General features: G+C 65.0%; 28 protein-coding genes and 1 tRNA gene. 8 read left to right on the top strand and 21 right to left on the bottom strand.

Going from position 1 to position 25435, the window contains the following annotated elements; genetic code table 11:
- Positions 1–97 precede the first annotated feature (97 nt).
- From ACO073_RS26470 to ACO073_RS26455, 4 genes are all read left to right on the top strand, one after another.
- Complete coding sequence (locus ACO073_RS26470; protein ID WP_422001774.1) at positions 98–961, top strand: phytanoyl-CoA dioxygenase family protein; 864 nt, start codon at positions 98–100, stop codon at positions 959–961.
- A gap of 434 nt (positions 962–1395) precedes the next feature.
- Positions 1396–1472: transfer RNA gene (locus tag ACO073_RS26465), tRNA-Arg, on the top strand.
- A gap of 33 nt (positions 1473–1505) precedes the next feature.
- Complete coding sequence (locus ACO073_RS26460) at positions 1506–2354, top strand: phytanoyl-CoA dioxygenase family protein (RefSeq protein ID WP_422001772.1); 849 nt, start codon at positions 1506–1508, stop codon at positions 2352–2354.
- 191 nt (positions 2355–2545) lie between these two features.
- Positions 2546–3574 carry a class I SAM-dependent methyltransferase gene (locus ACO073_RS26455; RefSeq protein ID WP_422001771.1) on the top strand — a complete coding sequence of 343 codons (1029 nt, stop codon included), beginning with the start codon at positions 2546–2548 and terminating at the stop codon, positions 3572–3574.
- 156 nt (positions 3575–3730) lie between these two features.
- Here the strand turns inward: ACO073_RS26455 and ACO073_RS26450 are convergent, their stop codons facing one another.
- The 12 genes from ACO073_RS26450 to ACO073_RS26395 all read right to left on the bottom strand — a co-directional run bounded on the left by ACO073_RS26450 (position 3731) and on the right by ACO073_RS26395 (position 11210).
- Positions 3731–3958, bottom strand: a complete 228-nt coding sequence (locus ACO073_RS26450; protein WP_422001769.1) for a hypothetical protein — start codon at positions 3956–3958, stop codon at positions 3731–3733.
- Positions 3955–4722, bottom strand: coding sequence for a lysozyme (locus ACO073_RS26445; protein WP_422001767.1), 768 nt, complete (start codon positions 4720–4722; stop codon positions 3955–3957). The genes ACO073_RS26450 and ACO073_RS26445 overlap by 4 nt, the downstream gene beginning before the upstream one ends.
- Entirely contained in the window at positions 4722–4991 is a 270-nt protein-coding gene (locus ACO073_RS26440; protein WP_422001766.1) for a DUF6127 family protein, read from the bottom strand. Before ACO073_RS26440 ends, ACO073_RS26445 begins: the two co-directional genes overlap by 1 nt.
- Before the next feature lie 9 nt (positions 4992–5000).
- Positions 5001–5180, bottom strand: coding sequence for a hypothetical protein (locus tag ACO073_RS26435; RefSeq protein WP_422001764.1), 180 nt, complete (start codon positions 5178–5180; stop codon positions 5001–5003).
- Complete coding sequence (locus tag ACO073_RS26430) at positions 5177–5380, bottom strand: hypothetical protein (RefSeq protein ID WP_422001763.1); 204 nt, start codon at positions 5378–5380, stop codon at positions 5177–5179. The genes ACO073_RS26435 and ACO073_RS26430 overlap by 4 nt, the downstream gene beginning before the upstream one ends.
- Before the next feature lie 9 nt (positions 5381–5389).
- Positions 5390–6304: a hypothetical protein gene (locus ACO073_RS26425; RefSeq protein WP_422001762.1), complete on the bottom strand. Its 915-nt coding sequence runs from the start codon at positions 6302–6304 to the stop codon at positions 5390–5392.
- 9 nt (positions 6305–6313) lie between these two features.
- Positions 6314–6607 (bottom strand): hypothetical protein, encoded by a 294-nt coding sequence (locus ACO073_RS26420; protein WP_422001760.1) that lies wholly within the window; start codon positions 6605–6607, stop codon positions 6314–6316.
- 12 nt (positions 6608–6619) lie between these two features.
- Complete coding sequence (locus tag ACO073_RS26415; protein WP_422001759.1) at positions 6620–7549, bottom strand: phage tail protein; 930 nt, start codon at positions 7547–7549, stop codon at positions 6620–6622.
- A 91-nt stretch (positions 7550–7640) separates the two neighbouring features.
- Complete coding sequence (locus tag ACO073_RS26410; RefSeq protein WP_422001758.1) at positions 7641–8711, bottom strand: tail fiber domain-containing protein; 1071 nt, start codon at positions 8709–8711, stop codon at positions 7641–7643.
- Positions 8708–9130, bottom strand: a complete 423-nt coding sequence (locus tag ACO073_RS26405; RefSeq protein ID WP_422001757.1) for a hypothetical protein — start codon at positions 9128–9130, stop codon at positions 8708–8710. The genes ACO073_RS26410 and ACO073_RS26405 overlap by 4 nt, the downstream gene beginning before the upstream one ends.
- Positions 9127–9753 carry a phage tail protein gene (locus tag ACO073_RS26400; RefSeq protein ID WP_422001756.1) on the bottom strand — a complete coding sequence of 209 codons (627 nt, stop codon included), beginning with the start codon at positions 9751–9753 and terminating at the stop codon, positions 9127–9129. Before ACO073_RS26400 ends, ACO073_RS26405 begins: the two co-directional genes overlap by 4 nt.
- Complete coding sequence (locus tag ACO073_RS26395) at positions 9750–11210, bottom strand: hypothetical protein (RefSeq protein WP_422001754.1); 1461 nt, start codon at positions 11208–11210, stop codon at positions 9750–9752. Before ACO073_RS26395 ends, ACO073_RS26400 begins: the two co-directional genes overlap by 4 nt.
- A gap of 54 nt (positions 11211–11264) precedes the next feature.
- On the opposite strand from ACO073_RS26395, the gene ACO073_RS26390 reads away from it, so the two are divergent.
- Positions 11265–11549 carry a hypothetical protein gene (locus ACO073_RS26390; protein ID WP_422001752.1) on the top strand — a complete coding sequence of 95 codons (285 nt, stop codon included), beginning with the start codon at positions 11265–11267 and terminating at the stop codon, positions 11547–11549.
- A 40-nt stretch (positions 11550–11589) separates the two neighbouring features.
- Here ACO073_RS26390 and ACO073_RS26385 read toward each other — a convergent pair whose 3' ends face one another.
- The 6 genes from ACO073_RS26385 to ACO073_RS26360 are packed head-to-tail and all read right to left on the bottom strand — an operon-like array spanning position 11590 to position 15244.
- Positions 11590–12264: a phage adaptor protein gene (locus ACO073_RS26385; protein ID WP_422001750.1), complete on the bottom strand. Its 675-nt coding sequence runs from the start codon at positions 12262–12264 to the stop codon at positions 11590–11592.
- On the bottom strand, positions 12264–12695 hold the full coding sequence (locus tag ACO073_RS26380; RefSeq protein WP_422001748.1) for a hypothetical protein: 432 nt from the start codon (positions 12693–12695) through the stop codon (positions 12264–12266). The genes ACO073_RS26385 and ACO073_RS26380 overlap by 1 nt, the downstream gene beginning before the upstream one ends.
- Complete coding sequence (locus tag ACO073_RS26375) at positions 12692–12928, bottom strand: hypothetical protein (protein WP_422001746.1); 237 nt, start codon at positions 12926–12928, stop codon at positions 12692–12694. Before ACO073_RS26375 ends, ACO073_RS26380 begins: the two co-directional genes overlap by 4 nt.
- 10 nt (positions 12929–12938) lie before the next feature.
- Positions 12939–13889: a DUF5309 domain-containing protein gene (locus ACO073_RS26370; protein WP_422001744.1), complete on the bottom strand. Its 951-nt coding sequence runs from the start codon at positions 13887–13889 to the stop codon at positions 12939–12941.
- A gap of 37 nt (positions 13890–13926) precedes the next feature.
- Complete coding sequence (locus ACO073_RS26365) at positions 13927–14934, bottom strand: hypothetical protein (RefSeq protein WP_422001743.1); 1008 nt, start codon at positions 14932–14934, stop codon at positions 13927–13929.
- Positions 14918–15244 carry a hypothetical protein gene (locus ACO073_RS26360; protein ID WP_422001742.1) on the bottom strand — a complete coding sequence of 109 codons (327 nt, stop codon included), beginning with the start codon at positions 15242–15244 and terminating at the stop codon, positions 14918–14920. The genes ACO073_RS26365 and ACO073_RS26360 overlap by 17 nt, the downstream gene beginning before the upstream one ends.
- Positions 15245–15590: 346 nt before the next feature.
- Here ACO073_RS26360 and ACO073_RS26355 point away from each other — a divergent pair, with 346 nt between their 5' ends.
- Together ACO073_RS26355 and ACO073_RS26350 are read left to right on the top strand one after the other, a co-directional pair.
- The gene (locus tag ACO073_RS26355) at positions 15591–17516 is read left to right on the top strand and encodes an ATP-dependent nuclease (RefSeq protein WP_422001741.1); all 1926 of its coding nucleotides are present in this window, start codon (positions 15591–15593) and stop codon (positions 17514–17516) included.
- A gap of 662 nt (positions 17517–18178) precedes the next feature.
- Positions 18179–21571: a TM0106 family RecB-like putative nuclease gene (locus ACO073_RS26350; RefSeq protein ID WP_422001739.1), complete on the top strand. Its 3393-nt coding sequence runs from the start codon at positions 18179–18181 to the stop codon at positions 21569–21571.
- Between the two features lie 397 nt (positions 21572–21968).
- Here the strand turns inward: ACO073_RS26350 and ACO073_RS26345 are convergent, their stop codons facing one another.
- The 3 genes from ACO073_RS26345 to ACO073_RS26335 form a co-directional block, all read right to left on the bottom strand.
- On the bottom strand, positions 21969–22352 hold the full coding sequence (locus ACO073_RS26345; RefSeq protein ID WP_422001737.1) for a hypothetical protein: 384 nt from the start codon (positions 22350–22352) through the stop codon (positions 21969–21971).
- A gap of 41 nt (positions 22353–22393) precedes the next feature.
- Positions 22394–23083, bottom strand: coding sequence for a Kiwa anti-phage protein KwaB-like domain-containing protein (locus tag ACO073_RS26340; protein ID WP_422001735.1), 690 nt, complete (start codon positions 23081–23083; stop codon positions 22394–22396).
- Positions 23084–23291: 208 nt separating this feature from the next.
- The gene (locus ACO073_RS26335; RefSeq protein ID WP_422001733.1) at positions 23292–23867 is read right to left on the bottom strand and encodes a hypothetical protein; all 576 of its coding nucleotides are present in this window, start codon (positions 23865–23867) and stop codon (positions 23292–23294) included.
- A 249-nt stretch (positions 23868–24116) separates the two neighbouring features.
- On the opposite strand from ACO073_RS26335, the gene ACO073_RS26330 reads away from it, so the two are divergent.
- Positions 24117–25406, top strand: coding sequence for a hypothetical protein (locus ACO073_RS26330; RefSeq protein ID WP_422001732.1), 1290 nt, complete (start codon positions 24117–24119; stop codon positions 25404–25406).
- Positions 25407–25435 lie beyond the last annotated feature (29 nt).

The following is a 25435-nucleotide window of genomic DNA, read 5'->3' as shown; positions in this document are numbered from 1 at the left end:
GCTCGCCTGACGGCTGCCCCGCGCCGCCGCCTCTGGACGCGAGGTGCCCGCGGACGGCTAGAATGGGCTGCGTCGCAACGACCGCAGGGAGGCGGGCATGCTGGCCAACACCAAGCGTATCCTGACCGAGGAACAGCGCGAACAGTGGGCCGTCGACGGCTACCTGCAGCTGCGCGGCGCGCTCAGTCCGGCCGAGGTCGACTTCTTCTCGGCCCAGCTCGATCGCGTGCGCGGCGAGCCGGGCTACGAGCCGGCGCCCGGACGTCTGCCGCGCGGCCACTATGCCTGGACCGACCACGCCGATCTCGCCGTCGACGGCTTCATGGATCGCCGCGATCTCCTCGGCTACCACCAGTCCTTCATCGACCTGATCGACCGGCCGCGCGTCTTCGACCTGATCCTCGACCTGATGGGCCCCTTCATCCAGTTCTCGATGAGCCAGGCGATCGTGCGCGCTTCGACCGACACCTTCCCGGGCTACATCCATACCGACGGCGGCGAGGCGCAGCGCGCCATCCGCGTGACCGAGACCAGCCGGCCGCTGGCGGTGAAGGTCATGTACCTGCTGACCGACGTCACCGAGCCCGACAGCGGCAACTTCACCGTGCTGCCCGGCAGCCACCTGCGGCCCTTCCCCGAGCGCGCCGAGCGCATCCCCGGCCCGACTTCGCCCGGAGCCGTGCCGCTGCTCGGCCGCGCCGGCGACGCCTACGTCTTTCCGCATGCGCTGTGGCACGGCCCGTCGCCCAACCATTCCGGCAAGCCGCGCAAGACCATCCTCTACAACTACTGCCAGATGTTCATGCGTCCCTACGATTTCGGCGCGCCCTATGCGCGGCTGTTCGACCGCTGCACGCCGCGCCAGCGCCGCCTGCTGGGCGACCTCGGCCACGACTTCCGCCCGGGCGACTTCTTCTACGCGCCCGAGGACCAGGAAGCGCTGATGATGGGCGCGGCCTGAGGACGGCGACACGTCGTTGAAGCGGCTTCTGCTGCCTTCCTCGTCGCACCGCCTGGGGCGGCCGTGGACCATGCCGCGGTGGCCGAAAGCGAATGCCGTCCTCTCGCGATCTTCGTGCCCGCCGCAACTTCGATGTACGTCCTGCGGCTGGTCGCGGGCATGCCGGCCCATCTGATCCTCCGGCGTGCCCGTCGGAACGGATCTCCGGTGATTGGCGGTACTCCCCCGATGCCGGCATGAGGTCTGCGCAACGGTTAGCGGTGCGTGAAGCAAGGCAGCTCGCGGGCGGGCTGCCTGGAGCTGGGGCAGGCTCGGGCATGGTCCATCAAAAACCTTCCCACAGCATCGCCAGATGCCCGCTTTCAGCCTCTTTGCCCACCATTGAGGCGAGCGCGTTGCGCTGATCCAGCCCCTCCGGTATGGTCCGGCCCGCCGGACCCGTAGCTCAGCTGGATAGAGCGCTGCCCTCCGAAGGCAGAGGTCGTGAGTTCGAATCTCGCCGGGTCCGCCATCAAGTGATCGGCCATTGCAAGGGCGACTTCTGATGGGCGTCGTCAAGTTTTGGTCCCGCCGTAGCGCGCGGCGTTGCTATAGCGAGCACGGATACTGCGTTTTTCGAAACGCATTCGCTCCTCAAAACATCGCCGAAATTGCGGAGCTAATACGCGATAGTATTCCGAGCTTTGACGGTGAACTGCTCCGTCAGGATGGAAGGCCAGCCCCCAACGACTTTTTCCCCGGAACGCTACTCGTTCGAAATCCACTACTCCATCCGCATCTCTCCCTTGCGGACAGTTTAGGCGGTCACCTCGGCACGGCTTTGATGGATTTGGTGACATCCGACGCACTCGGCGAACGACTGAACATTCTCGACCGCCAGCAGCACTATGTGATTCACCAGGTTCTGTTGTTCTTCGCGGCACAAACCACAGAACTTCATCTCGATAGTTGGTCACTCGATACGGCCCCCCTTGGCCACTCTCATACCGTCTGGATTCCATTGCAGGACCTGGATCATCGTTCCGGCTCACCTGCAGTCATCGCTTGGCCGATAGGTCGCGTCTTGACGGAAGCTGCCCTTGGCCTATCGACTGAAGGTTCGCTAGGTGAACGCTATGAAAGATACCAGCGTGCGCTATCGACACATTTGCGCGCTAGCTCTCCAGAAGCTGCTACGGCGCTACTTCAAATGGGAGACGCCTTCATCTGGTCGTCCCTAACTCCACATTTTACGCTTCCCTCGTATCCCTTCCCGAGAGAACGACTATCGCTTCAAGTTCTTATACGGCCCGCTAGCATGAAGTGGGGGGACTTCACGGCGCAACCATACGATCGTCATTCGCTTCAACTTCGACAGGTATCATCCTGGTTCTCAGTTCGTGTCCTGAGTTAGAAGCATGGCAATCGAAGTGAAAGCGTTGCCGGCGGTGGTGTAGGCCACTTCGCGGGGAAGGGTCGAATTTCGGCTCGATTGCCATCACGGACCGTGGTCGGCATCTTGGGGCCATGTCCTTTCTCTCGCGTTTGCTGCGTCATCAACCGACACCGGCGCCGTCGTCCCCGCCGGTGGCTGACATTCGGCCATTGACGACCATTGCAGCCTTCGCCGGCGTGTCGCCGGACGTCCCCAGCGTGAGGTCGACGCCGGCCTATGCTGATGCTCTGGCCTACTTCAAGGACTATCCGGCCCGATCGCTGATGAGCGACCATTCCCGGACGCTCCTCTATAGCCTGGTGCGGATGATGCGCCCCCGGCTCGTCGCCGAGATCGGCACCCTCCACGCCGGAACCACGGAAGTCTTTGCCCGTGCCCTCTGGGAGAACGGAGAAGGTGTCGTGCACACGGCGGACCCCTACGGCGGCGACCGTTGCCCTCCGATCATCGGACAGTGGCCGGCCGAACTGCAGCACCATGTGCAGTTCCACGCCAAGAGCTCGATGGATTTCTTTTCGCGGATGGTCCTCGAGGACAAGTCGTTCGGACTGATCCTGGTCGACGGGAATCACGACTTCGAATATGCCTTCTTCGACCTGCAGATGTCGGCGCGCCTGATCGAATCCGGCGGCATCGTCGTGATGGACAACGCGGAACAGGCGGGGCCATTCAAGGCCGCGCGCGTTTTCCTCGCTGCCAATCCGGCATGGCGGGAAATCGGCGGCGCACTGGCCGCCTATGATCCTTCGCGGCCGTTCAACCGCGAGCGGGCTTCCTTGCCGGAGACGAGCTTCCTCATCCTCCAGGCGCCGGACCATCTGTCGATCGGCGCGGAAGCCCAGTCGTGGGGACAGGCATGGACCACGTTGCCTCAGGTGCGTGGCCTGCGCTTCGAGGTCGTAGCTCCCTGCAAAGGCATTCTTCACTATCAGGTCCATCTTCGAGGCTTCGCGAACGGCAATCGCTGGGTGAAGGAAGAGCGGATCGAAGGCAGTGTCCGGATCGACGCCGGAGATGACGTCATGAAACTGGATCATCCGTTCGAACGCTCCCTGTCCGTCGTGGCGCCATCCGAATTCGACGACGCCTTGTTCACGTTGGAGTTCGATCTCTGCTGGCAAGGCGACAGCAACTCCGGGCCGCTGGCGCTCGCAGCGTTGCCGACGCCATTTCAGTGAGCGGCAGCCCGGCAGGCCCTCACCTGATCGCGAAGCCGGGCATAGTCGGGCATCATCGTGCCGCGCACGATTCCCGCTTTTGGCAGGGCGGCGAGTTCCTCGGCGGCCTGCCGCTGTTGGTCCGCCGTGTAGTCGACCTCGCGCGGACAAACGTTGCTAGAAGGTGCCGTCGCGCAGGCGCCGGTCCACGTCGTCAGCAGTGCGAGGGCCGCGAGCTTCCGCATCTTCCATCCTCCGTCGCGTGACCTGGTTTCGTTCGGCCTGATCGGCGCGCTCCTGGTCGCGTCCGGCCTTCAGCAGCCTGGCAACCACGAGCAGAAGTCCGAGGGCGATGGCGGCGACCACCAGCAGCCTCGACCGGAGCTGTGCCAGCAGCGCGCTCATGTCGACAGGACCTCGCCGCGCCGGCGCTTCTGCAGGTAGCGCCAGAGCATGTATCCCACCGCCGCCAGGGCGACCACGGACAGCGCCGCGCCGCCGAGCTTCATCAGGCCCTGCAGCGACGCGCCCGCCGAAGTGAGGCTGGTCAGCACCGGCGTCACCTGGTCGATCTGGTCGGCGATGCTGGCCGCGCCGCTCGCCACGGCGACGCCGCCGGCGATCACGGTCCTGCTCGCGACCGCCGGCCGCTCCGCCGCGACGACCTGCGGCATCGCCTGCGACGGCGCCTCGATCGCCGGCGTCAGGTACAGGTCGGCCTCGACGCCGCGGCGCCGGATCAGGCCGGCGCTGTCGACGAGCCGACCCGTCTCGGGATCGGTCATCTTGCGCCAGAGGCCGAAGGCAGCCGCGGCACCCGCCGCATCGCCCCGGTTGTGCAGGCGCAGCACCGTCGAGCTCCGGAACCCCGCCTCGCCGATGTTGAAGCACAGCGAGACCATGGCGGCGAACTCGTTGTCGGTCGGCCGCCGCATCGCGCTGCCCTCGACGCAGGACTCGGCAGCGTCGAGATCGGCGTCGAGGAGTGCATGGGCCTCCGCCTCGGTGATCGCCATGCCGGGACGAACGCCCGCCGTGTGGCCCCAGCCGATCGTCAGCCGGCCGGCGGGACAGCGATACGGGACGAGCGCCGGGCGCGCGTTGCCTAGCGGCCCGGCCTCGAATTCCTCAATCAGGCGATAACCCGCCGGGTTGATCTCACGGGGCATCACGACCTCCATTTCGTGTAGGCAAGCAGGGCCAGTCCGCCGACAATCATGTAGGCGATGATCTCTCCGAACTTCCGCAGTGCTCCCTTGCGGACGGACTGGTAGGCGTCGAACAGGTCGCGCAGGCCGCGCACATGCTGGGCCGCGGCGGGATCGTCGAGCCCGACCGAGGCCAGCGCCTTGCGGGCGCCGCGTTCAGCCGCGTCCTCCAGCATCGCGTCGAGCGCCGGGCGCGGCAGCGAGACTTCGTCGTAGGGCGAAGTGGCCATGCCATTCTCCTAGGCCGGCGCGGGATCGGGCTGGCCGGCTTCGAATCGCGCCAGCCTCGACTCGAGCTCGGCGAGGCGTGCCTCGCGTTCGGCCAGCAGATCGATCAGTTCGGCGATCGCCAGCGCGTCCTGGCCGATACGCTCGGCGAGGAAGCGGGCACCCCCGCGCGGGATCGTCGGGCCGCTCACGGGGCCTCCGGGTACTGCACGAGATAGCTTTCGCTGGCGCGAACGAAGACGAACCGCCAGTACGCCTCGGACGTCGCGAGCGCGGCGTTCGGGTAGGCCGCGTTGTACGCCGCCCGCGCCCGTTCCAGGGCGGCCTGCTGCTCCGCCGGGAGGCGCGCGATGAGGTTGGCGAAATCGTCGAGATCCTGCTGAACGGACATGTCGGTCTCCTAGGGCTCGGTGGCGACGACCTGGACGGCGCCGGTCGGGAAGCGCGCGACCAGCTGCGTCTTGCCGCTGCCGTTGTCGCGCACGTAGAGGGTCGCGTTGCCGGCCGGTGGCGCGACCGGATCGGCGCTCTCCTGCATCAGCAGACGACCGGCATTGTCGAAGCCGAAGACGATGGCGCCTCCGCCGATGCGCCCCTTCACGAGGTAGTGCGGGCCCGCACCGATGGCAGTCTCGGTGGGGTTGATGTCGAGGACGCTATAGCTGCCCGACGACTGGTTGATGCTGGGCGCCAGGCGCGTGTGATTGATCGCGGTACCCGTCATGCCGCTGCTGAGGACGGCGAAGATCGTGCTGGAGGACGTTCCGTGACGATAGGCGGAGATCAGCCCGAGATTGTCGTCGACCTCGATCACGCTGCTGCCGCCCACGCGAACCAGGCGCGGGCTCCCCGTTCCCGCGGAAACCGAGCGGAGCGTCAGCGCGTTTGCCACCCAGGCGATCTCGCCGCGCTCGTAGTTCGAGGCATCGGTGTAGGTGTTGTAGAGGCGCCAGGCCTGGGGGTTCACGCCGTTGCGCTGGCCGGACGCGTTCGCTGCGTCCCGCCACAGGCCGAGGTCGATGGTGCCGTCGGCACTGTCCGACGACGACCAGCCGATATAGCCGGTCGACCGGGTCGACATGCCGACATAGCGGAGCTGCGCGCCCCACCCGGTGGCATACGCGACCTTGAGGGCCTCGATGCCCGCGACATATTGCAGACGGGACGTTCCGCCGATCTGGATGTCGAGCGGATCGCCGGCGGCAACATTCACCGTGAGCTTTCCCGTCATCGTGTCGCCCGCCCTGTCGAGCGGCATGAAGCCGAGCGCCGCGGCGATCGCGGCCGACGAGACGGGAGCCGTGCCGATTCGCATCGTGACCTCCTACCCGAAGTACCAGACGTTGACCTTGGCGCTCGCCGCCGCCTCGAGAACGCGCACGTCCGCCAGGGACGTCGTGATCTCGACCGGCTGGCCGACCGCGATCAGCATGTCGGCAGCGGTCGGCGTGCCGGGCGAGCCGCCGGCGAGGCTGATCCGGATGGCCTGGCTTTCGGGCACCAGGATCGCCCATCGGGCGTTTGCCGGCGGTGACAGGCTCTTCACCGTCGACAAGGCAGTGAGCTGGTCCTTGCCGCAGTAGGCGGCGGGAAGCTGGTTCGTGGAGATCGCGCTCATCGGCTGCTCCCTTCAGATTCGAATCGCATAGTTGAGGACGCGCGTGGGCTGCACGATGCTGAACGCGCTGGATACGCCGCTCGCGCTGATGCCCAAGGAGCCGCTGACAGTGACGTTGTGCACATGGCTCCAGTCCGAGGCCTGCCCACTCCCTCCTCCGACACAGTTCCCTTGACCACTGGTCGGGCCACTGGTCTGGCCAGTGAGAACGCCCGATGCACTTCCGCCAACATTGGTCGTCGCGGTGTTGACCTGACCTCCGAGCGCCGCGCCCAACGATCCGCCGCCGGCCAGGGTGCCGGCATCGGCGCCGCCCATGTTGCTCGTCCCCGCGACGACGCGGCCGCGGAGATCGGGGAGGTTGAACGTCGTGCTGCCGTCGCCGGCGCCGTGGGTCGTTCCGATCGCCGCGAAGAGCCCGGCGTACGTCGTGCGCGCGACCGCCTGGCCGAAGCAGAGGAGCGTTCCCGCGCGCGCGGAAGACCGGGCGGTGGGCACGATGTCGCCGGTCACGTCGGGGCCGAGGAGTCGGTAGGCGCCGCTGCTGGCGTGGTAGGCCACCGTCCGGATCTCCTCGGCGGCGACGAGGCCCGGCGGCGCCACCCGCCAGGCGTCGGCTGCGTAGTAGTGAAGCGGAATGGCATTCACCCCGTCGACGCTGAGCGTCGCGCCGGCCCCGTTGGCGACGTGGAACTGCACCAGGTGGGTCATGCCGTCGACGAGCGACGCCGGCGCGACCGCATAGGTGAGGGTGTAGGCCGTCGAGCTGCCGCCGGTCGTCTTCGGCGTCGACCATCCGTACCAGCGCTTCACGGCCCCCTGGTGGGCCCGGAGCACGTTGTTGACGCCGCTCGGGGCCATCCCCTCGGGGGCGCCGTCCGGCGCCGCCGTGGCGTTCGCGGCGTCGTCCTCGTTCCAGTTGGCCGCCGGAATATCGGTCATCGACCGCCTCCCGCGACTGCAGCATCGCTTCGAGCGAAAACGGGGTGTCCCGTCTTCCCAGGCACGGCGGGCGGAAGCCCGCTCTTCGGCCTCACAGCAGGCCTCCCGGCGGCGTCGCCTTCCGGTAGTCGACCATCAGGTAGCCCGACGGGTGCCGGCGCACGGCCTCGGGCCGCATCGCCGCGACCTGCTGGGCCATCGGCCCGATGCGGGGCTGGTCGTCGCCCTTGAAGCGATACAGGTAGAGCGGCAGGCCTTCGTCGGTGGCCCCGACCCTTCCCGCCACGTCCTTCAGGCGGGCGTCGCTCAAGCCGAACATCGGGGCCGCCTGCAGGCCGAGGCGCGCCAGGCTCATGAAGGTGTCGAGGCCGCTGGGATGGCTCGACGACTGGCTGGACGACGTCGTGGTGCCGCTGCTGCTGGTCTGTCCGCCGGGGTAGGCGGCGAGGATGCGGCTCGCGAAGTCGGAGATCCAGTTGGGCTGCGCCGTCGTTTCGTAGGCGTAGCGGCTGTTGGCGTCGTCGAGCAGCCGTTGGGCATGGGCATCGTCGAGCATCCCGGCCCTCTGCAACGCGTCGAGGTTCTGGAAGTCCATCGCCTGCAGGCCGGGCAGCAGGCCCGCCGCCGCGGCCTGGTTCGCGCGTTCGCCCTGGTAGACGCCGGCCGCCGCCTGCGCCGCGGCATCCGCCTGGGTCTGCTCCAGGTCCTTGATCGCCCGCAACGACGTGTCGAGGTGGTTGCCGCTGCCGTAGCGCCCGGCGCCCGAGAACCTGGCGTCGAGTCCGGGCAGGGTGATGTCGCGCAACTGCTCCGTCTGCGGCCGGAACGAGGCCGCCAGCGCCTTCTGGAACCAGGGGTTGCCGTCGACATCGAGATACTTGCCGGCGAGCGTGTCGTTGACGAACCCGTAGGCAGGCGCGGTGAGCGACGGCCCGGCCGCGCCGCGCTGCCAGAGCGCGGTGTTCGCCGACGCCGTGCGTTCGCCCTGCGGCGCCACCGTGCCGCCAGGGAAGTAACCCGGCGCGTTGGCGTGGTCCGCCCAGTACTTCCAGAGGTCGCCCTCCAGGGCCTCCAGCTTGGGCGCGATGACGGGCGATGGCCCGTTGACGCTGTTGTTCGAGGTGTTCTGCACCTGCTGGCCGCTCGTTCCGCCGCTGCTCATGCCATCCTCCGTTCCCATGCCGGTTGTCCGTCGACGTCGGCGATGCGCACGCCGCCCATCGCCGCGACGAGTCGCGCCCAGCCCGGCCGGCCGGCGCCCCAGATCGACACGCAGCCCCATCCGCGCGCCCAGGCCTCGAGCCGGGCCACGAAGAATGGCGCCCAGTCGCGCAGCCGCCGGCCACCGACCAGCCACACGAGGCAGCGCGTCTCGGGCTGCAGCGTGATCTGGGTGACGACGGCGGCGATCGGCCGGCCGGCCTCGACGACGGCCCAGAGCTGGGCCTCGCCGGCGATCAGGCGCGCCAGGGGCCGCGGTGCCGGAACGTCGGCAGAGCGCCGCACGGCCGGCTCGAGCAGGGGCCACAGATGCGGCCAGGCGCGCGGCAGGTCGTGCCGGGAAACGAGGGTCGCCTTCATGTCGCGATCACGTAGTTCAGGATCAGGGTCGGCTGGGTGTTGTTGTGCGCACCGCCACCGCCCGCGCTCTGCACCGAGATGCCGGTGACAGCAGCGTTGGTCGTCGGATTGTTGTTGAAGTTCGTGCCGTCGCCGTTGGTGCCGCGCGGCGTGAACGAACTCGGCACCTGGCCGGCGCCGTAGCTGTGGACGTGGCCGGGATCGTTCACGCCGTGACTGTGCGCCGGCATCTCGCCAAGACCGAGGACGTGAGTCGCCGCCCCGCCGGTACCGCCCAGCACCGTGCGGCCCACGACCGCTCCGGCGAGCCGCCCGGCATCGGCACCGTCCATGTCGTCCCGGCCGGCGGCGACGCGGCCGCGCAGGTCGGGCAGGTTGAAGCTGGTGCTGCCGTCGCCCCCGCCATAGGTCGTGCCGAGCACGGCGAACAGGTCGGCATAGGTCGTCCTCGACACGGCCTGGCCCGCACAGAGCAGCCAGCCGTCGGGCGCGACGGCGCCCGCGAACGGCAGGACGCAGCCGGCCGGCACGCCCGACAGGGTGTTGTAGTCGCGGATCAGCACGTTCACCCGCTCGGTGATCGAGCGCGTGTCGGCCGTGACGGGAAGGGCGGGCAGGCTCATTGCGCGCCTCCCGCCCGGACGTCGAGGTCGTCGATGCCCTGGATGTTGGTCCACACCGAGCCCGCGGGCAGGACGACGCGGGCGCGGAAGTAGCGGCCGCTGCCGTAGACCGGCGCGAGGCCGGCCGCCGTCAGGCCGACCGCGGGCCCCCAGGCGACCGGCGTCCCCTGCGTCTCCCGCGCGCCCAGCTGGACCTGCGGCGCGCCGCCGTCGATCAGCGGCCGGCAGCCGCGGACGACGGCGCGGCGCCCTTCGCCCGGGTTGAACTCCGCCGTCTCGCAGACGGCCTCGAGGGTCGCGCCGGAGAAGGAGCCGCTGCGATGGCCGGTGTCGAAGCCGAACAGCAGGAGCGAGAGCGTGCCCGTCCAGTAGGAGCTGTCCAGCGAGTAGGGCAGCGTGTCGAGCCCGCCGAAGGCGTCGAGCTCCTCCAGCGTCCAGGAGCGCTGGCTGACACCGCCGAACACGATCTCGCAGGACAGGGCGGCGCGGCTCCACCGGCCGGTCCGCCAGTTGTAGATGAGCAGCCGGTCGGGCGTGCCGTCGCTGCCGTTCGCCGGGTAGGCGAAGACATAGAGGCCGCGGACGGGATCGATCGCCGAGGAGGCGCGGAACTGGTTGGCCTCGTCGAAGTCGCGCCAGAAGGTGCGGTCGACCTTGCCGCGGCCGATCGGCACGATGCTCTGGCCGCCCTGCACCATGTAGAAGCCGGACTTGTGCAGGAAGAACGCCATGTCGAGCAGCCCGGCGACGCTGCCCGGCACGCTGCAGCCCACGTCGTTCGCGATCCTGTCGATGCGGAACACGACCGGCGGGCCCTCGTAGGTCATGCGCCGCACCGCGGTCTCCTGGAAGACCAGCGCGGTCTCGCCGCCGACCAGGCCCGTGACGTTTCCTCCGTCGGGGAGGTCCTGGAGGTCGGCCTGGCTCGCCGTCACCGTGCCCCAGAGCTCGGCATTGTTGATGCCCGACCATTGCACGCGCTGGGGCGCATTGCCGACCTTGCCCATCAGCACGAAGTCTCGGACCGTGGTCACGAAACCCGCGACCGGCGGCGTGCCGCCCAGCGCTTCCCAGCGCGTGCCCGTGGCGAGATCGAACTTCTGCGGCGCGTCGACGCCGTTCACCGCCAGCGCCAGCGGGCCGAACTGGGCGAAGCGCCACGCGCCGTCACCGCCCGGGGCGTAGGCACCGCCGACGAGACGGGACACGTCGCTCCACATCGAGCCGGAGAGCAGATAGAGCTTCGCACCATCGCCGGCGAACATGCGCGTGGTGCCGTCCGTGCCGCGGAACCAGGCAGCGCCCTGGGCCCGCGCGTCCAGCGCCGTCGACACGCCGGCCAGCCCGTTCAGCGGCCCGTAGCTCTCCTCGGCCGGAACCACGTTCAGCGCCTCGCGCGCCCAAGGGCCCAGGGCCGGCATGTCGGGGCGCCATTCTGCAAATGGGATGGCAGTCATGCGGACTCTCCATCGACTCGCCGCATCACGGTCGGCATACTCTCGCCCCTTGGGATGGGCTTCGTGGACAATGGGGTGGTGATGGCGGAGAAACCGGAGCCAATGGCCTTGGCCGAGGTGGCGGCGATGGGCATCGCCGCCATGGCGATCGCGACGGAAATGCTGCTGCAGTTCGAACGAAAAGGGTTGATCACGCACGCCGAGGGAACGGACATCCTCGACGCCGCGCTGGCCGGTCTCGAGGATACCGAGCTCGACGAGATGCATCCGTCGTTCCGGTCGGCGCGGACCCTGCTGGACGGCCAGCTGGCCGGCTGGCAGCGCCGGCACGGCGGCTGACGGCAGCCGAGACCGCCGACGCGGGATCGAACAGCGGCGCTCACGGCAGCATCCCCGCCCGCAGGCGGATCACCGGCGCGGCCGACGCCGTGATGCGCTGCGTGCGCGCGTTCAGGCCGGCCACCGAGGCGTTGTAGAGCTGCAGGTAGCGCTGCGCCGCCGCCTCGTCCTGGGTGAAGATGGCGGCCTCCACGAGACAGCCGTAGAGATAGACATCGGGATAGAGCGCGAGGATCTCGTTGGCCGCCGCGCCCGCCGGCGTCGCAAGCCGACGGTAGTAGCGCAGCGCCGCGGTCGCGCCGGCCGGATCGTCCTTGACGCGGAAGCCAGTGCCCGACACCGCGATCAGGCGCACGCCGCCCAGCCCTTGGCCGCCGGAGCCGCCGAGCCCGTCCAGCGTGCGCTGGCTCACGATCTGCAGCGGAAGGTCCGGGCCGGCGAGCTGGACCGAGATCAGCTCGAGGAAGTCCGGCGGCTGAGCGACCTCGGCCTGCAGCACGAAGCCATCGTCCACCGTCTCCATCTCGACGATGCGCAGCGGCTCGGACCGCAGCGGATTGCCCGGATCGTCGGTGGCGTGGCCGTAGTACAGGCGCCGCTCACACGTCGCGAGAAAGTCGTCGAAGCGGCTGTCGAGCAGCGCGTCGCCGCTGCGCGCCAGCCAGGCCGAGACGCCGGCCTTGAGCCCGGCATAGGTGGTGATCTGGGCGGGCATCAGAGCGCCTCCTTGCCGGGCGCACGCGACTCCGATCGCGCGTCTTCTTCGCCCCGCGGCACCCCATGAGCGCTACGGAGTAGCGCGCCCCCAGCAATGAGGAGAATGTTGCTCGCAGCACCGTCGGTGCGCAGCCAGCGCCAGTCGGGATCGTCCAGCAGGGCCTCGACCTTCTGCTGGTGATCGGGGTTCCAGTAGTCGACGCCGAGCTCGTTGCGCCACTTGGCGATGACGATCAGCGGAATGCGGGCGACCATGCGGACGTCGCGCGCGGCGTTCCACGGATCGCAGTGATTGGCGGCTTCCCGGTTGAGATCCAGGATGGGCGCGGCGACCTGCGACGCCATCTGGGCCCAGTTGCCCTCGCCGTCCTGGAGCCACCACTGGGCGAGCCCGGTCGCCCGGTCGAAGCCGAGAAGCCGCGGGCTCACGACACGATCTCCGCCTGGTCACGATCACAGAGGAAGCAGGCGAGGTCGAGCGGGACATTGAGCCGCGTGCGGCGCGCCACCTTCGTCGTCGAATTATTGGACACCGCCCAGTCCAATATTCCGGCGCCCTCATCGTCGAGCGGCAGGTAGACGTGGTCGACGGTGATCACGACGGTGGCCATCTCGGTCGGGGAAGACGCGAGAGCGGTTGCGATCTCGGGCTTGCCGGTCATGCGCCGCTCCTCAGGTGAGGTCCGCGACGATGCCGTTGCCGGCCTCGTTGCGGCTTTCCAGGGTGACCTCGCCGATCAGGTGGAACTTGCGGGCGTCGCCGGTCTTGGCCAGCTCCTCCTTCTTCCACTTGCGCAGCCACAGCAGGCGCCACAGCGAGGGATCGACGACCTCGATCTCGCGGCCCCGCAGGTATCGGCTCGCCACGGCATTGAAGGTGCCGAAGTCCGAGACGTAGCGGTCGACGGCGCCGATCACGGTCGCGGCCTTGCCCTTCGGCTCCTGGAACTGGGTCGCGATGCCGGTGAAGGCCGAGAAGGTCTGCTTCTGGGCCGCGCCCATCAGCAGCAGGGTCGGCTTGCCGCCGGCCGTCCAGGCGGCACGGATCACGCCCTTGAGCAGCGTCTCGGTCGAGGCCCGCTGGGTACCGTCGGTGGCCGCCACCGTGTTGCCCGCCGTGAAGCCGCCGGACGCTCCGCCAGCGCCGCGGCTCACGTTCGAGGTGATCCAGGACTCGAAGCCGCCGAGCCTGCGCGGGTTGGCGCCGGACTGGGCCTGCGACGCCTGGTTCTGGCAGCACACTGCCTCGAGATCCATCTTGATGCGGCGGCCGGCCAGCGCGGCCTGGTAGCTGATCTCCGAATCGCGCCCCGCCTTCTTCACCACCTCCTGGGTGTTGGAGATCGTGAAGGGCTTCTTGAAGATCTGCGTACGGTTGCCGACGCGGCTGGTCGGCGTGACGGCAACCGCCGTGCTGTCGTCGCCTTCGAGATGGGCATTGGCGGTGTCGGCGTTGCCGAGCGCATCGAGCTGCCATTCCTCGTAGGTCGCATCGGCGCTGCCCGCACCGATCGCCGACTGGAAGGGCGTCTCGTCCTTGTTGAGGATGCCGATGATGTCGTGCAGCGATTCGCGGTTGCCCACGGCGCTGTTGCTGATGAAGGTGTTGGTCGGTGCGGCCATGCGGTTCCTCGGGGACTAGAGGTCGTTGCGCGCCTGATTACAGGTCGCTGAGGCGGATCAGTTCGGCAGCGTCGGCGATCGACGCCCCGCCGGAGCGGCGGAAGCGGTCGCCAACCGCGCGAGCAGCCTCCGGCGCGCGGTCCCCGGGCAGGTGGGCGGGACCCGGGGAGACGCGCACCGGAGACGCCGCCGCAGGACCAGCCGCAGCGCGTGCCGTCTCGGAACCGTTCCGTGACCGTTGGCGGACGCGCTGGGCCAGCGCCTGGGCGTTCTCGAAGCGCATGGCGTTGAGGGCGATCTCGACGATGGGGGCCTCGTGCACCGCCTCGATGCGGTCGGCGGCGATGCCCTTGGCGAATAGATAGCGGCGCAGCTCGCCCCAGGTGCGCTCCGCGACCGGCGGGGTGCCGAACCAGTCGGGCAGGCGGCTGGCGAGCTTGCCTTCCTCGGCGCGGCGAGCTTCGACCCGCGCCGCCTCGGCCAGCAGCGCCTCCTCGTCTTGGCGCTGCTGCATCAGGCGGCCGACCTCGGCCGGATCCTTTTCGGCCAGCGCCTTCCAGTCGATCCGCGACCAGCGGTCGGCGAAGGCCTGCCGCAGGGCGAGCCCGTTGTGACGCCACCAGTCGGCCGACTGGGCGACCAGCGCGTGGGCGGCCTCGGCTGCCCGCACCGCCGCATCGCGCTCCTCGCCCGCCCGGCGCGTCGTTTCGGCCACCGAGTCGGCCCGTTGCCGCTCGTACCGGGCGAGAACGGCGCGCAGGTCGGCCGGGACCTTGGCCCAGGCACCCTTGTCGGCGTCAGCCCAGAAGTCGGGGACCGCGTCGTCGGCCGAACCGTCCTCCGGCGCCGGCGAAACCGCATCGGCGTCGACCGGCTCGGCCGTCGCGGGCGCACCCTCGCCTCCAGCCGCCATCGGAGTATCCGCCGTCCCCGGCGATGCGGCCCCTGCCGCCTCGTTCGTCGGCAACGTCGCATCGGCCATGAGCGCCGCGGCGTCGGCGACATCCACCAACACGGCGTCGACCGTCTCAGGATCGCCGGCCATAGAGGCTCTCCTTTATCAGGTCGCGGCGTTCCTTGAGCTGAGCGTCCGCTTCGAACTCCTCGATCATTCCCGCGAGACCAGCCTTGAGCTCGGTGGCGACACGCGCTCTCGTGTATGCGACCTCGCGCGTCGTCATGTCGTCGGGGTCGCTGGTCAGCACCCGGCGCATCTCGCCGTTCACGAAGTCGTCGAACAGCCAGCCGGCTTCGGCCAGCACCTCGCGGGCGCGGCGATACTTCTGTTCGCGGTCGTGCGCGGTGACGGCGTTGCCGTCAGGATTGTCGGTGAGTGTGGGGCCGCCGGGGGCCATGTGCCGAACCTCTCGCAGTGAGCGTCGGCAGGGATAGGCCACAAGATTGCGCTAAGGAGTCAACAGGATTCTCAGGAAAACGACAATGCAACTGCCTTCCACCTCCCTTGGACATCCAAACAGGTTGAAACCGTGCGGCGTCTCGCAGATGGCCACATCTTCTTCTTTTGGACCTGCCTGTGCCGCAAGTGAGCGGGCCTGCGAACCGAGCCGCGCGCCGCGGTTGCGGCAGCCCCGACTATTGCTCTTTGGAAGCCGTTCGGGCTGATATAGAGGGGGGAAGGGAAAATCAAAGTTGGTGTGGACTCCGCGCAAGACAGTCCACCAGAAGCGATGCGGGGGCATCATGCACATCGAGTCCGTTCGGATAAAGAATCTGAGGTCTTTCGCTGACGTCACAGTGCCTTTCAACAAGTACACGTGCCTCGTCGGCGCAAACGGCGCAGGCAAGTCAACAATCCTCTGCGCGCTCAACATCTTCTTCAGGGAAACCACTCATGCGACGACCGACTTGGCGCAATTGTCCGAAGAGGACTTCCATCAGAGGAACACCAACGAGCCAATCGAGGTGACTGTCACCTTTGCGGGCTTGGACGCCGACGCCCAGGTGCATTTCGCCGACTACTATCGACAAGGCAAACTCGTCGTGTCCGCGGTTGCTTCCTTCGACAAAGCAACCGGCTCAGCAGTAGTTCGGCAAATAGGCCAACGGCTGGTGATGCCGGCTTTCAAAAAGTACTTCAAAGCTCTCAATGATAGGAGGCCAGTATCCGAACTGAAGGATCTGTTCGCTGAAATCAGAAAGCAGCTACCAGATGTCGCTGGCGCAAAAACAAAGGATGCGATGACTTCGGTGCTACGCGACTATGAAGCTGCCCATCCGGCGAAATGCCAGCTGGTAGCAAGCGAAGATCAATTTTATGGAGCCACGAAAGGCGCCCATCGACTAGGAAAGTACGTGCAATGGGTGTACGTGCCGGCGGTCAAGGATGCAACTGCGGAGCAGATCGAGGCACGAAATACGGCTCTGGGACAGTTGCTAGCTCGAACGGTTCGCTCAAAGGCCAACTTTGGCGCGGCCATCAAAGCGCTGAAGGCTCAAGCCCAAGCAGAGTACGAAAGGCTGCTTCTGAGCAGTCAGAATGTTCTCCAAGGACTGTCATCTTCTCTAGGAATGCGGCTGGCTCAATGGGCGCATCCTGAAGCGACAGTACGGCTTGAGTGGAGCCAGAATCCCGAAACGAGCGTTCGCGTCGACGAGCCCTTCGCGAAACTCATCGCGGGTGAGGGAAACTTCGAAGGTGAGTTGGGCCGTTTTGGACACGGCCTGCAGCGCTCCTACTTGCTCGCACTGCTTCAAGAGCTCGCCTCTACGAACGACGCAGGACCTCTTCTTATTCTCGGATGTGAAGAACCAGAACTCTATCAGCATCCGCCTCAAGCTCGTCACCTTGCCGAAGTCTTGCATGAACTAAGCGAAGGCAACGCCCAGGTTGTTGTGTCGACGCACAGCCCGTTCTTTGTATCCGGCCAAGGCTTTCAAAATGTTCGACTTGTCAGACGAGAATCCGAAAAAAGACGTTCCGAAGTTGCATATATGTCCTATGGCGATGTCGCAGCTACCATCTCACAAACCACGGGTGAGCCACCAAGAGCCATATCCAGTACGCTAGCCAGAATCCACCAAGCACTGCAACCTGCGCTAAACGAAATCTTCTTTGCGCGTCGACTTGTACTAGTCGAGGGGCTCGAAGATGTCGCTTACATCACGGCTTATCTGAACCTCATGGGCAAATGGTCAGAATTCCGACGACTTGGCTGCCACATAGTGCCTGTTAACGGAAAGAGCGAGATGCTTCAGCCCGTCATAATCGCCAAGCACCTAAAAATTCCAACTTTCGTTGTGATTGATTCGGACGCCGACAAGCCAGACAAGAGTGGAAGTAGAAGCAAACATGAAAAGGACAACAAAGCACTGTTGACGCTATTGGGAGCTTCCAATGACAGCCCGCTTCCCACTGCGACAGTCTGGGGCAAGGGCTTTGTGTTATGGAAATCAGACATTGGTGCCGTAGTTGAGGAGGATATTGGTTCAACCGACTGGGCCGCCGCGCAGGCAGAGGCCGACAAGCTTTATGGGCACGCCGGTCACCTTAAAAAGAACACGCTGCACATCGGGACAAGATTGGCGTTCGTGTGGGGAAAGGGGCTCCGCTCTTCCAACCTCGAGCGCGCTTGCCAGGACATTCTCGACCTTACGAAGTGCATCTGAGCGCGCTGCGTCGGGAAAGGCTGGAGATTGCAGTCGCGCTGTGTGCCCAACAGCCACCCTTGCAATGGAATTCAACCTTCGGCTAGCCGCTGAAGCTCCAGCAGCAGAAAACGCGCACCCAACAACAGTGAGAAATGCAACAAGACCATCGTTCGGGAATCATTGGCAAAGAAAGGGAGTCCGGCCTTCGGCAGGACGAATATCGCGTCGCTGTTAAACTTGGACGTCGACCCGAGTAACGCAAGTATTCGGCCTACTGTGATCGGGCGCTGTGTGCCACGGGTCATCGTTGCGGTAGACCCCGGAAAGATCTTCAACGCGGAAGCACCGCCATTGGCCGCCCGGTGGCAATCCCTTGGAACTGCTACCTCCGTACTGAAAGGCCATGACGTTGGTTTCGCCACTATTGCTCCGTCCGAGCGCATGAGGAGCGAAGTGCCGCAATTCACCTCGGTAGTTCGCAGACAGGCAGCATCGGTCAAGGATTGCCTGCCGAATCGTAGCGTAGGACATGATGTGCTCCTTTGCGGGTCCTTCTATCACATGGCACAACCCGTGCAAATGCCGGATTGTATTGCCGTTTATGCATTCTACCCGCCATTTGCCATCAAAAGATGGCAACGGGCTTAGCGCGTGACGTCTCTGTCGATTGGGAGAACCAAATGGAATTCTTCGGTGAATCGCTTCGGCTGAGCGCCTCGGACCTCATCGGTCATATCAATTGTCGTTACCTAACTCAGCTGGATCTACGCGTAGCTCGAGGCGCGCTTTCGAAGTCCAGCCACTACGATCCGGCGCGAGAAGTGCTCATCGAGCGCGGTCGCAGACACGAACAAGGATACCTCGATCACCTGCGCGCGCTAGGCCGCGAAATCACAACAATCGACGGTTTCGGCATCGATTCGGCCTCCGTGGCCGCAACGATTGCGGCCATAAAGGAGGGTGCCGACGTTATCGCCCAAGCGGCGTTGCAGTCCGGCGAATGGGTCGGCCGCGCCGACGTGCTCCTGCGCGTCGAGAAGCCGAGCAGGCTCGGGGCGTGGACCTACGAGATCGTTGATACCAAGCTGTCACAGGAAACCAAGGGAAGCACCCTTCTCCAGCTCACCCTCTATGCCGACCTGCTGGGATCAGTTCAGGGCGCTCCTCCGGATAAGGTCTACGTAGTCACACCGGAAACAGGCTTTGAGGCCCAGGAGTACCGGGTGGCGGACTTCGCCGCCTACTACCGTTGGGTACGATGGCGCCTCGAGCAGGCCGTCGCCGCCGAGGACGACGCGCGCCTCTATCCCGAGCCCACGGCCCATTGCGAGATCTGTCGCTGGCGGCAGGACTGCGAGAGCCGGCGGCGCGCGGACGATCACCTCTCCCTGGTAGCGGGCATATCGAAGGGCCAGATCGGCGAGCTTGGCCGTCACGCGGTGGGGACGACCACGGCGCTCGCGGCGGTTCCCCTTCCCCTGCCCTGGAAGCCAGAACGCGGTGCCAAGGCGAGCTATGAGCGGATTCGCGAACAGGCGCGCCTTCAGGTCGAAGGGCGAGCCAAGGGCCAAGTGCTGCACGAGGTGCTGCCCATCGTTCCGGGCTTCGGCCTCTGCACTCTGCCGGCGCCCTCGGCGGGCGATGTCTTCCTAGATTTCGAGGGCGACCCGTTCGTCAGCGGCGGCGGCCTGGAGTATCTCTTCGGCTACGTGCTTTGCGACGAGGCCGGCGGTCGAGCCTACACCGGGGAGTGGGCCCTGACGCGCGAGGCCGAGAAGGCCGCCTTCGAAAGTTTCATCGACCTCGTCATGGAGCGCCTGGAACGATGGCCGGATCTCCACATCTACCACTACGCTCCCTACGAGCCCGCGGCCCTCAAGCGCCTCATGGGCCGTTACGCAACTCGGGAGAACGAGATCGACCATCTCCTGAGGAGCGGCGCCTTCGTCGATCTGTACGCCGTTACGCGGCACAGCATTCGTGCCAGCATCGAGAGTTACTCGATCAAGCGACTGGAACCGCTCTACGGCTTCGAGCGCAGCGCGCCCCTGGCCGATGTCGGTCGGCTGATGACCAACCTGCAAGCCTGCCTGGAACTGGGCTACATCGACGGCATCCGGGACGAGGACCGGGCGCTAGTCCAAGCCTATAACCAGGACGATTGTCTTTCTGCGCTGGGCCTGCGCGACTGGCTGGAAGGCGTACGCTCCGCGGCGATGGCGGGCGGCGCCGACATCCCGCGGCCGGTGTTTGGGGACGGCGCGGTCAGCGAAGCGCTGAGCGAGTGGCAACAGAAAGTTGCCATGCTGGTCGGGCGGCTGACTGCCGGAATATCGGTCGAACCCGGAGAGCGGTCGGACGAGGAAAAGGCGCGGTGGCTGCTGGCCCACGTTCTCGACTGGCATCGCCGCGAGGAGAAGACCGCCTGGTGGGAGTACTTCCGCCTCGGCGGCCTCTCCGAGGAGGACCTCCTGGACGAGCGGGCTGCCCTTTCGGGGCTGACCTTCTTGGAGCAGGTCGGCGGCACGACCCGCGCGCCTGTTCATCGCTACAGCTTTCCCGCCCAGGAGACCGAGCTGCGCGGCGACGAAGAGCTCCACAACCAAGGCAACAAGTTCGGCAAGGTGGACGCCATTTCCGTCGAGGGCAGGACGGTCGACATCAAGAAGCGGCAGGACACCAAGGACGTTCACGCGAGTGCCGTCTACGCTCACAAAGTCATCGATTCGAAGGTCCTGGCCGAGGCTCTGGTGCGAATCGGCGAGCATGTCGCCGCCAACGGCATCGAAGGCAACGGCCCCTATCGAGCGGCCCGTGACCTGCTCCTGAGAGTGGCACCGGAACATGGCGGACAAGAGCTGCAAAGAGAGGATGAGACGCCGGTGGAGGCGGCGGTACGCCTGGCCCCGCAGCTCGCCGGCTGTCTGCCGATCCAGGGTCCACCCGGTGCCGGCAAGACCTATACGGGCGCCCAGATGATCTGCGCCCTGGTCCAGGCCGGCAAGAAAGTGGGCGTGACTGCCAACAGCCACAAGGTCGTGCGCAATCTCCTGGATGGCGTCGTTGAGGCGGCGCGAGCCAGGCGACAGACAGTGCGGTGCATCCAGAAGGTGTCCGACACGGAGGCCGATACCGCCGCCCTGGAGTTCACGACAAAGAATGACGAGCTACTCGCCGCTATCGCCGACACCCACGATGTCGCCGGGGGAACGGCATGGCTTTGGGCCCGAGCGGACGCCGCCGAGGCCGTCGACGTTTTGTTCATCGACGAAGCGGCGCAGATGTCCCTCGCCAACGTCCTGGCCGTTTCGCAGGCGGCGGAGAGCATCGTGCTGCTCGGCGATCCGCGTCAGCTCGAGCAGCCCATGCAGGGAAGCCATCCGGAAGGCACCGATGTGTCGGCGCTCGACCATATTCTCGGAGAGCATGCGACGATACCCGCCGACCGCGGCCTCTTCCTCGCGGAGACATGGCGCCTGCATCCCGACATCTGCTCCTTCACGTCGGAGATGTTCTATGAGGGGCGCCTGTTCGCGCATCCCGGGTTGGAGCGCCAGGCCATCCGCTCGACCGGACCGATCAGTGGGTCGGGGCTGCGGTACCTGGCTGTCCCGCACCAGGGGAACCAAAGCTCTTCACCGGAAGAAGCGGAGGCCATCAAGGAACTCGTTGAGCGAATTCTGAGGTCCGGCACGACCTGGGTCGATCGGGATGACTTCGAGCGACCGGTTTCATTGGAAGACATCCTGATCATCGCCCCCTACAACGCCCAAGTCTTCGAACTACAGGATCGCCTTCACGGCGCTCGCATCGGGACGGTCGACAAGTTTCAGGGGCAAGAGGCGCCGATTGTCATTTACTCGATGACCACATCGAGCCACGCCGACGCGCCACGGGGCATGGAATTCTTGTACAGCGCGAACCGCCTCAACGTCGCGACTTCGCGCGCGAAGTGTCTCTGCGTGCTGGTGGCTGCCCCGGCCGTGTTTGAGGCGGAGTGCCGGACGCCAGGGCAGATGCGACTAGCGAATGCCTTCTGCCGCTATCTCGAACGTTCAACATCCGTCGACTGAATTGGCGATAAACCTGGCGAGGATCAAACAAGCCTGCCGACAAAGGGAGATCAACTGCCGAGTTTCCGAGGTTGCTCCACCGCAGCAAGGATGAAGCACGTCTCTTGGCTCAGCAGCATCAGCGACTAATCGATGAAATCGAGGGGGCGTTTAGGGCGTTCGAGCATCAACGTCCAAACTACGAGTGACTGGCGGCCGGCTGGGCGTTTCCCAAGCTTGCGGGTACTCAGCTGCTTCAATCGCCGTGAAAAGTCAGCGCTCTCAGGAAGCGCCAACGACGATTGCGGCCACCACGATTGCCGCGACTACGGGGTTGCTCTTGAGGGCGGCAAGCCATTGATCGACCAGGGTAGGATGGTCTGCCACTATGCCCGTCGGGGTTGCATTATTGTTAACGCTACCATACCCACTTGCGCTTGACGAGCCTATCGTTGCTATTGCCCCGCTGCCCAATGGAGGCTTTGGCGGCGGCCGTGAACCGCTCGATCTCAGCCCACTGAATAGCCTTGAATGCTGAAATGGCCATGTCGGTCGGCGCCTCGTCGCGCCGAATCTCGATGTCGGCGCGCGCGGCTTCACGCTGCGCCTCGATCTGCGCTTTAGCCAGGACCAGCGCCGGCTCGACCGTCGGCGGCGCTGGGAAGGCCGGGGCGCCGGGCGGCTGGAAGAATTGGCCCGGCGTCTTGTAGCCCAGTACCTCGGTGAGCTTCTGCGCAGCACTCGCGATGTTGGCCGCCGTCACCAAGGGGCCGTCGGGCCGGCCGCTCTGCAGAGCCACCATGTGGTGGGGCTCCTGGTCTAAGGGCAAGCCATGCCGCCGTGCTAGTGACTGATCGGGCGTCGGCTACTCGCAACGAAGGCAAGCTTAGGACCTGGCCGCAGCGCAGTAGTGTACCGCCGATGGTCCAGTATCTCGAGACAGCCAAGTTCGCTTCCCTTAGCGGGCACAATCTTGTCGCCCGCCCGCCGAAGGACAACACCGGTCTGCGACGCGGCCCTCTTAAACATGGTCTTGGTCACGGTGCCCAAGTCGCCACGAACACTTAGAGCGGCAACCAATCGCGCGGCTCGCTTGTGCTTCTCCACGTAATCGGCAAGTGCCTCGAAATCGACAAACGTCACGACTCTGCCAAGCGCCAATGTCTTTTCCTTGGCGCGCTCCGCCGCGTATGCTTCAACTCTTGCAATGTGTTCGAACGCGGTTGGATGGAGTATGTAGACGTGCTGCGCGCTAACGAGAAAGTCGAATTCGCTATCGAGCTTGAAGACTTTGTCAGCGACCATGCGCAACGTATCGTCGATGATCGACACGTAGCGACCTTTAAAGGCTCCCTTGAACTGCGTTGCCTTCCGAACCCCCAACAACTTGCGGTCTTTATCGTCGCGGAAAACACCGAAGTAGTAAACCAGATGCGCCGGATCGGCGAGTGCGGAGGTGCTAGTAGGCCAGCCTTCATCGTCGTACAGCGCCTTGACTACTGCCATCTCACCGGCCGACAGATCGGCGCGCAAATTCTCCCTTGAGGCATACTTCTCAGAGAATTCGAACGTTGGCCAGCTCCCATCGTTCGGCGCTAGAGCAACCGTTGTAGCCTCCAATACTTGGCTTAGGGCGTCTTGGACGGAGCGGTCAGTCGGGACCAAGTAGTTGGTCCCTTGCCCGTTCGTGTCCCTAAGGTTTACACAGAACTCAACTGACACAATGTGGTTGAAATTGAAGTCAGGGTGCATGGGCCGACGCCTTCTCAACGTAGACAGTGTCGCTAATGCGCAGGCCGTGGATTAGCGCTCCTGCCTGCGGAGAATTCATTCGCTTCGAAAGCAGTATGACATGAAACCGACCCTCGCCCCCGTCCGCGCCCTTCAAGTCGATGGTGTAGACTCGAAAGCCGAGGATCGCGAAGCCGAGATTCATGTAATGAAGATTCATGTGCCAAAAGAGAAAAACGATGAATACAAAGGCAGTGGCCACAGAGATCAATTCACGCGTACTCGTTAAGTTGGCGGCGTAGAGCGGCAAGAGCATCGTGAAGAGATAGATCAAGAGATGATCGCTATGGTCCCGAGCAGCGGTGACGATCAGGATCCGGTGATCATTCCGGCGAATGGCTACGAGCCAACGTCCGATCAGCGCCATTGTCGGAAGGACGGCGAGCGCAAGGCAGCCTCCGATCCAGTAGCAATCCGGGACTGGTGACGCGCCACGGATAGCCCATAGCACGAACAGTGGCGCCAAGCTGCTAACGACCATCAGTAGGCGGGCGATTGGCAGGCCCCGATTGGTTTTCTTCCGCATGAGTTGCCTAAATACTGTCCTCAGCAATCATGTTTAGCGCCGGTTGAGTGTAAGGGCCAATCTCTCTACCCTTCAACTCCCACTTTTGTTTGACCGCAAATAGAACAACGGAGGCTTCCCGTTCTAGCCAACACAAGAGAAGTGGGCAATTGTCGTCGCCCGTGGGGTGCGGGTTAGCATATGTCTTTACCTGGGGACTTTAGAATTGAGCTGAGCAATCGCGAGATTGCCGCCCTAGTCTATCTGAGCTTGGCGCTTGTCGCCGTGTTGCTGTGGAGAAAGGGACGCCCTCTCGCGCTCAGGGTTGTGCGGGCCTTCTTTGTACCAAAGCTCGCATTCGTTTGGTTGCTCATGTCCCTTTACGTAGCGGTCTGTGTCTGGCTGCTCGCGAAGTTGAACCTTTGGGAATGGCCAAATCTTAAATCAACGCTGCTGTGGTGGCTCTCGGTTGGTTTCGGCAGCGTCTTCGAAGCAGTCCAGCTCAAGGACAAACCAAATATACTTCGCAAGCTCGTGCGTGATGCATTCAAGCTCTCTGCCGTTATCCTATTTGTAGTCGAGCTGGTAAGCTTCCCGCTGTGGATCGAAGTTCTCATGCTTCCGCTGCTGGCGCTCCTTACCGTACTTACGACCGTTGCTGAACATCAGAAAGACCAGCCCGGCATCCCCCAAGTGCTGAAGCTGCTGCGCGGGCTCCAGATAACTACAGGTCTCGTCATTTTTGGGGTCAGCTGTTGGCTGGTTGCTAGCAGCGTCACTACATTCTGGTCGTTGACGACACTGCGCGAGTTCGGACTGCCTTTGCTACTTTGGCTAATGTTCGTACCATTTATCTTCCTACTTGCTGTCTTCTTGGTCTACGAGGAAGCCTTCATCTCTCTCCGAGTACGGCCAGTTCAGGCCCCCATTGCCCGCTATGCACGATGGAGGGCCTTGGTCGCCTTCGGCTGGAACATCGACGGTGTGCGACGCCTCGCGCGGGACATCTGGCTGCGCGACATCACTGACAAACAGGGCATCAATACCGCTATTCGCGAAATCAAGAATCTCCTCAGGCTCGAAAAGAATCCGCCTGCCGTTTCGCATGCGGAGGGTTGGTCGCCGTACGCGGCGCGGCTTTTTCTTAAAGAGTATGGCCTCGTCACCGACGACTATCACCGTACTCGAAGTGACTGGTTCGCACACACGCCGTCGGTGCAGCTGAACAAAGAAGTTTTGACCGACCGGGCTTCTTATTCCCTGAATGGCAATGACCGGGCGGTAACGCGGCTACGTCTCGAAGTCGATGGCTCGGAGAAGAGTGACACAGGGGAAGTGCAGCGTGCGTTCGATGAACGCGCACGGACTTTGCTTACCAAAGCATTGGGGGATGAACGGGCGACAACGGCCTACGTCGGTGCTCTGGCCGCCGAGCCGGAGGCCTTCGTGGTTGACGGCATACAGGTATCGCTGAGCCGGTCACGGTGGGGAGACTCTGGCCTCGGTCGCTATTCGCGGGAATTGAGTATTCGACATCCAGAGCACCGAGAGGTCGGCTAGAAACTCTCTTACGGTACCCGCGGACGCGG

The organism is Reyranella sp. (assembly GCF_965229815.1).
In the GTDB taxonomy this organism is placed as follows: Bacteria; Pseudomonadota; Alphaproteobacteria; order Reyranellales; family Reyranellaceae; genus Reyranella.
The sequence above is the reverse complement of the archived record's forward strand: the minus strand, read 5'-3'. Positions and strand labels throughout refer to the sequence as shown.

Excerpts from the sequence above, each read along its gene's own strand:
- ACO073_RS26410 (WP_422001758.1), bottom strand. The coding sequence starts at position 8,711 with ATGAGCAGCGGCGGAACGAGCGGCCAGCAGGTGCAGAACACCTCGAAC.
- ACO073_RS26415 (WP_422001759.1), bottom strand. The coding sequence starts at position 7,549 with ATGACCGATATTCCGGCGGCCAACTGGAACGAGGACGACGCCGCGAAC.
- ACO073_RS26440 (WP_422001766.1), bottom strand. The coding sequence starts at position 4,991 with ATGGCCACTTCGCCCTACGACGAAGTCTCGCTGCCGCGCCCGGCGCTC.
- ACO073_RS26400 (WP_422001756.1), bottom strand. The coding sequence starts at position 9,753 with ATGAGCCTGCCCGCCCTTCCCGTCACGGCCGACACGCGCTCGATCACC.
- ACO073_RS26390 (WP_422001752.1), top strand. The coding sequence starts at position 11,265 with ATGGGCTTCGTGGACAATGGGGTGGTGATGGCGGAGAAACCGGAGCCA.
- ACO073_RS26405 (WP_422001757.1), bottom strand. The coding sequence starts at position 9,130 with ATGAAGGCGACCCTCGTTTCCCGGCACGACCTGCCGCGCGCCTGGCCG.
- ACO073_RS26385 (WP_422001750.1), bottom strand. The coding sequence starts at position 12,264 with ATGCCCGCCCAGATCACCACCTATGCCGGGCTCAAGGCCGGCGTCTCG.
- ACO073_RS26335 (WP_422001733.1), bottom strand. The coding sequence starts at position 23,867 with ATGCGGAAGAAAACCAATCGGGGCCTGCCAATCGCCCGCCTACTGATG.
- ACO073_RS26420 (WP_422001760.1), bottom strand. The coding sequence starts at position 6,607 with ATGAGCGCGATCTCCACGAACCAGCTTCCCGCCGCCTACTGCGGCAAG.
- ACO073_RS26430 (WP_422001763.1), bottom strand. The coding sequence starts at position 5,380 with ATGTCCGTTCAGCAGGATCTCGACGATTTCGCCAACCTCATCGCGCGC.
- ACO073_RS26450 (WP_422001769.1), bottom strand. The coding sequence starts at position 3,958 with ATGAGCGCGCTGCTGGCACAGCTCCGGTCGAGGCTGCTGGTGGTCGCC.
- ACO073_RS26395 (WP_422001754.1), bottom strand. The coding sequence starts at position 11,210 with ATGACTGCCATCCCATTTGCAGAATGGCGCCCCGACATGCCGGCCCTG.
- ACO073_RS26345 (WP_422001737.1), bottom strand. The coding sequence starts at position 22,352 with ATGGTGGCTCTGCAGAGCGGCCGGCCCGACGGCCCCTTGGTGACGGCG.
- ACO073_RS26460 (WP_422001772.1), top strand. The coding sequence starts at position 1,506 with ATGGGCGTCGTCAAGTTTTGGTCCCGCCGTAGCGCGCGGCGTTGCTAT.
- ACO073_RS26425 (WP_422001762.1), bottom strand. The coding sequence starts at position 6,304 with ATGCGAATCGGCACGGCTCCCGTCTCGTCGGCCGCGATCGCCGCGGCG.
- ACO073_RS26355 (WP_422001741.1), top strand. The coding sequence starts at position 15,591 with ATGCACATCGAGTCCGTTCGGATAAAGAATCTGAGGTCTTTCGCTGAC.
- ACO073_RS26360 (WP_422001742.1), bottom strand. The coding sequence starts at position 15,244 with ATGGCCCCCGGCGGCCCCACACTCACCGACAATCCTGACGGCAACGCC.
- ACO073_RS26350 (WP_422001739.1), top strand. The coding sequence starts at position 18,179 with ATGGAATTCTTCGGTGAATCGCTTCGGCTGAGCGCCTCGGACCTCATC.
- ACO073_RS26370 (WP_422001744.1), bottom strand. The coding sequence starts at position 13,889 with ATGGCCGCACCGACCAACACCTTCATCAGCAACAGCGCCGTGGGCAAC.
- ACO073_RS26375 (WP_422001746.1), bottom strand. The coding sequence starts at position 12,928 with ATGACCGGCAAGCCCGAGATCGCAACCGCTCTCGCGTCTTCCCCGACC.
- ACO073_RS26470 (WP_422001774.1), top strand. The coding sequence starts at position 98 with ATGCTGGCCAACACCAAGCGTATCCTGACCGAGGAACAGCGCGAACAG.
- ACO073_RS26365 (WP_422001743.1), bottom strand. The coding sequence starts at position 14,934 with ATGGCCGGCGATCCTGAGACGGTCGACGCCGTGTTGGTGGATGTCGCC.
- ACO073_RS26445 (WP_422001767.1), bottom strand. The coding sequence starts at position 4,722 with ATGCCCCGTGAGATCAACCCGGCGGGTTATCGCCTGATTGAGGAATTC.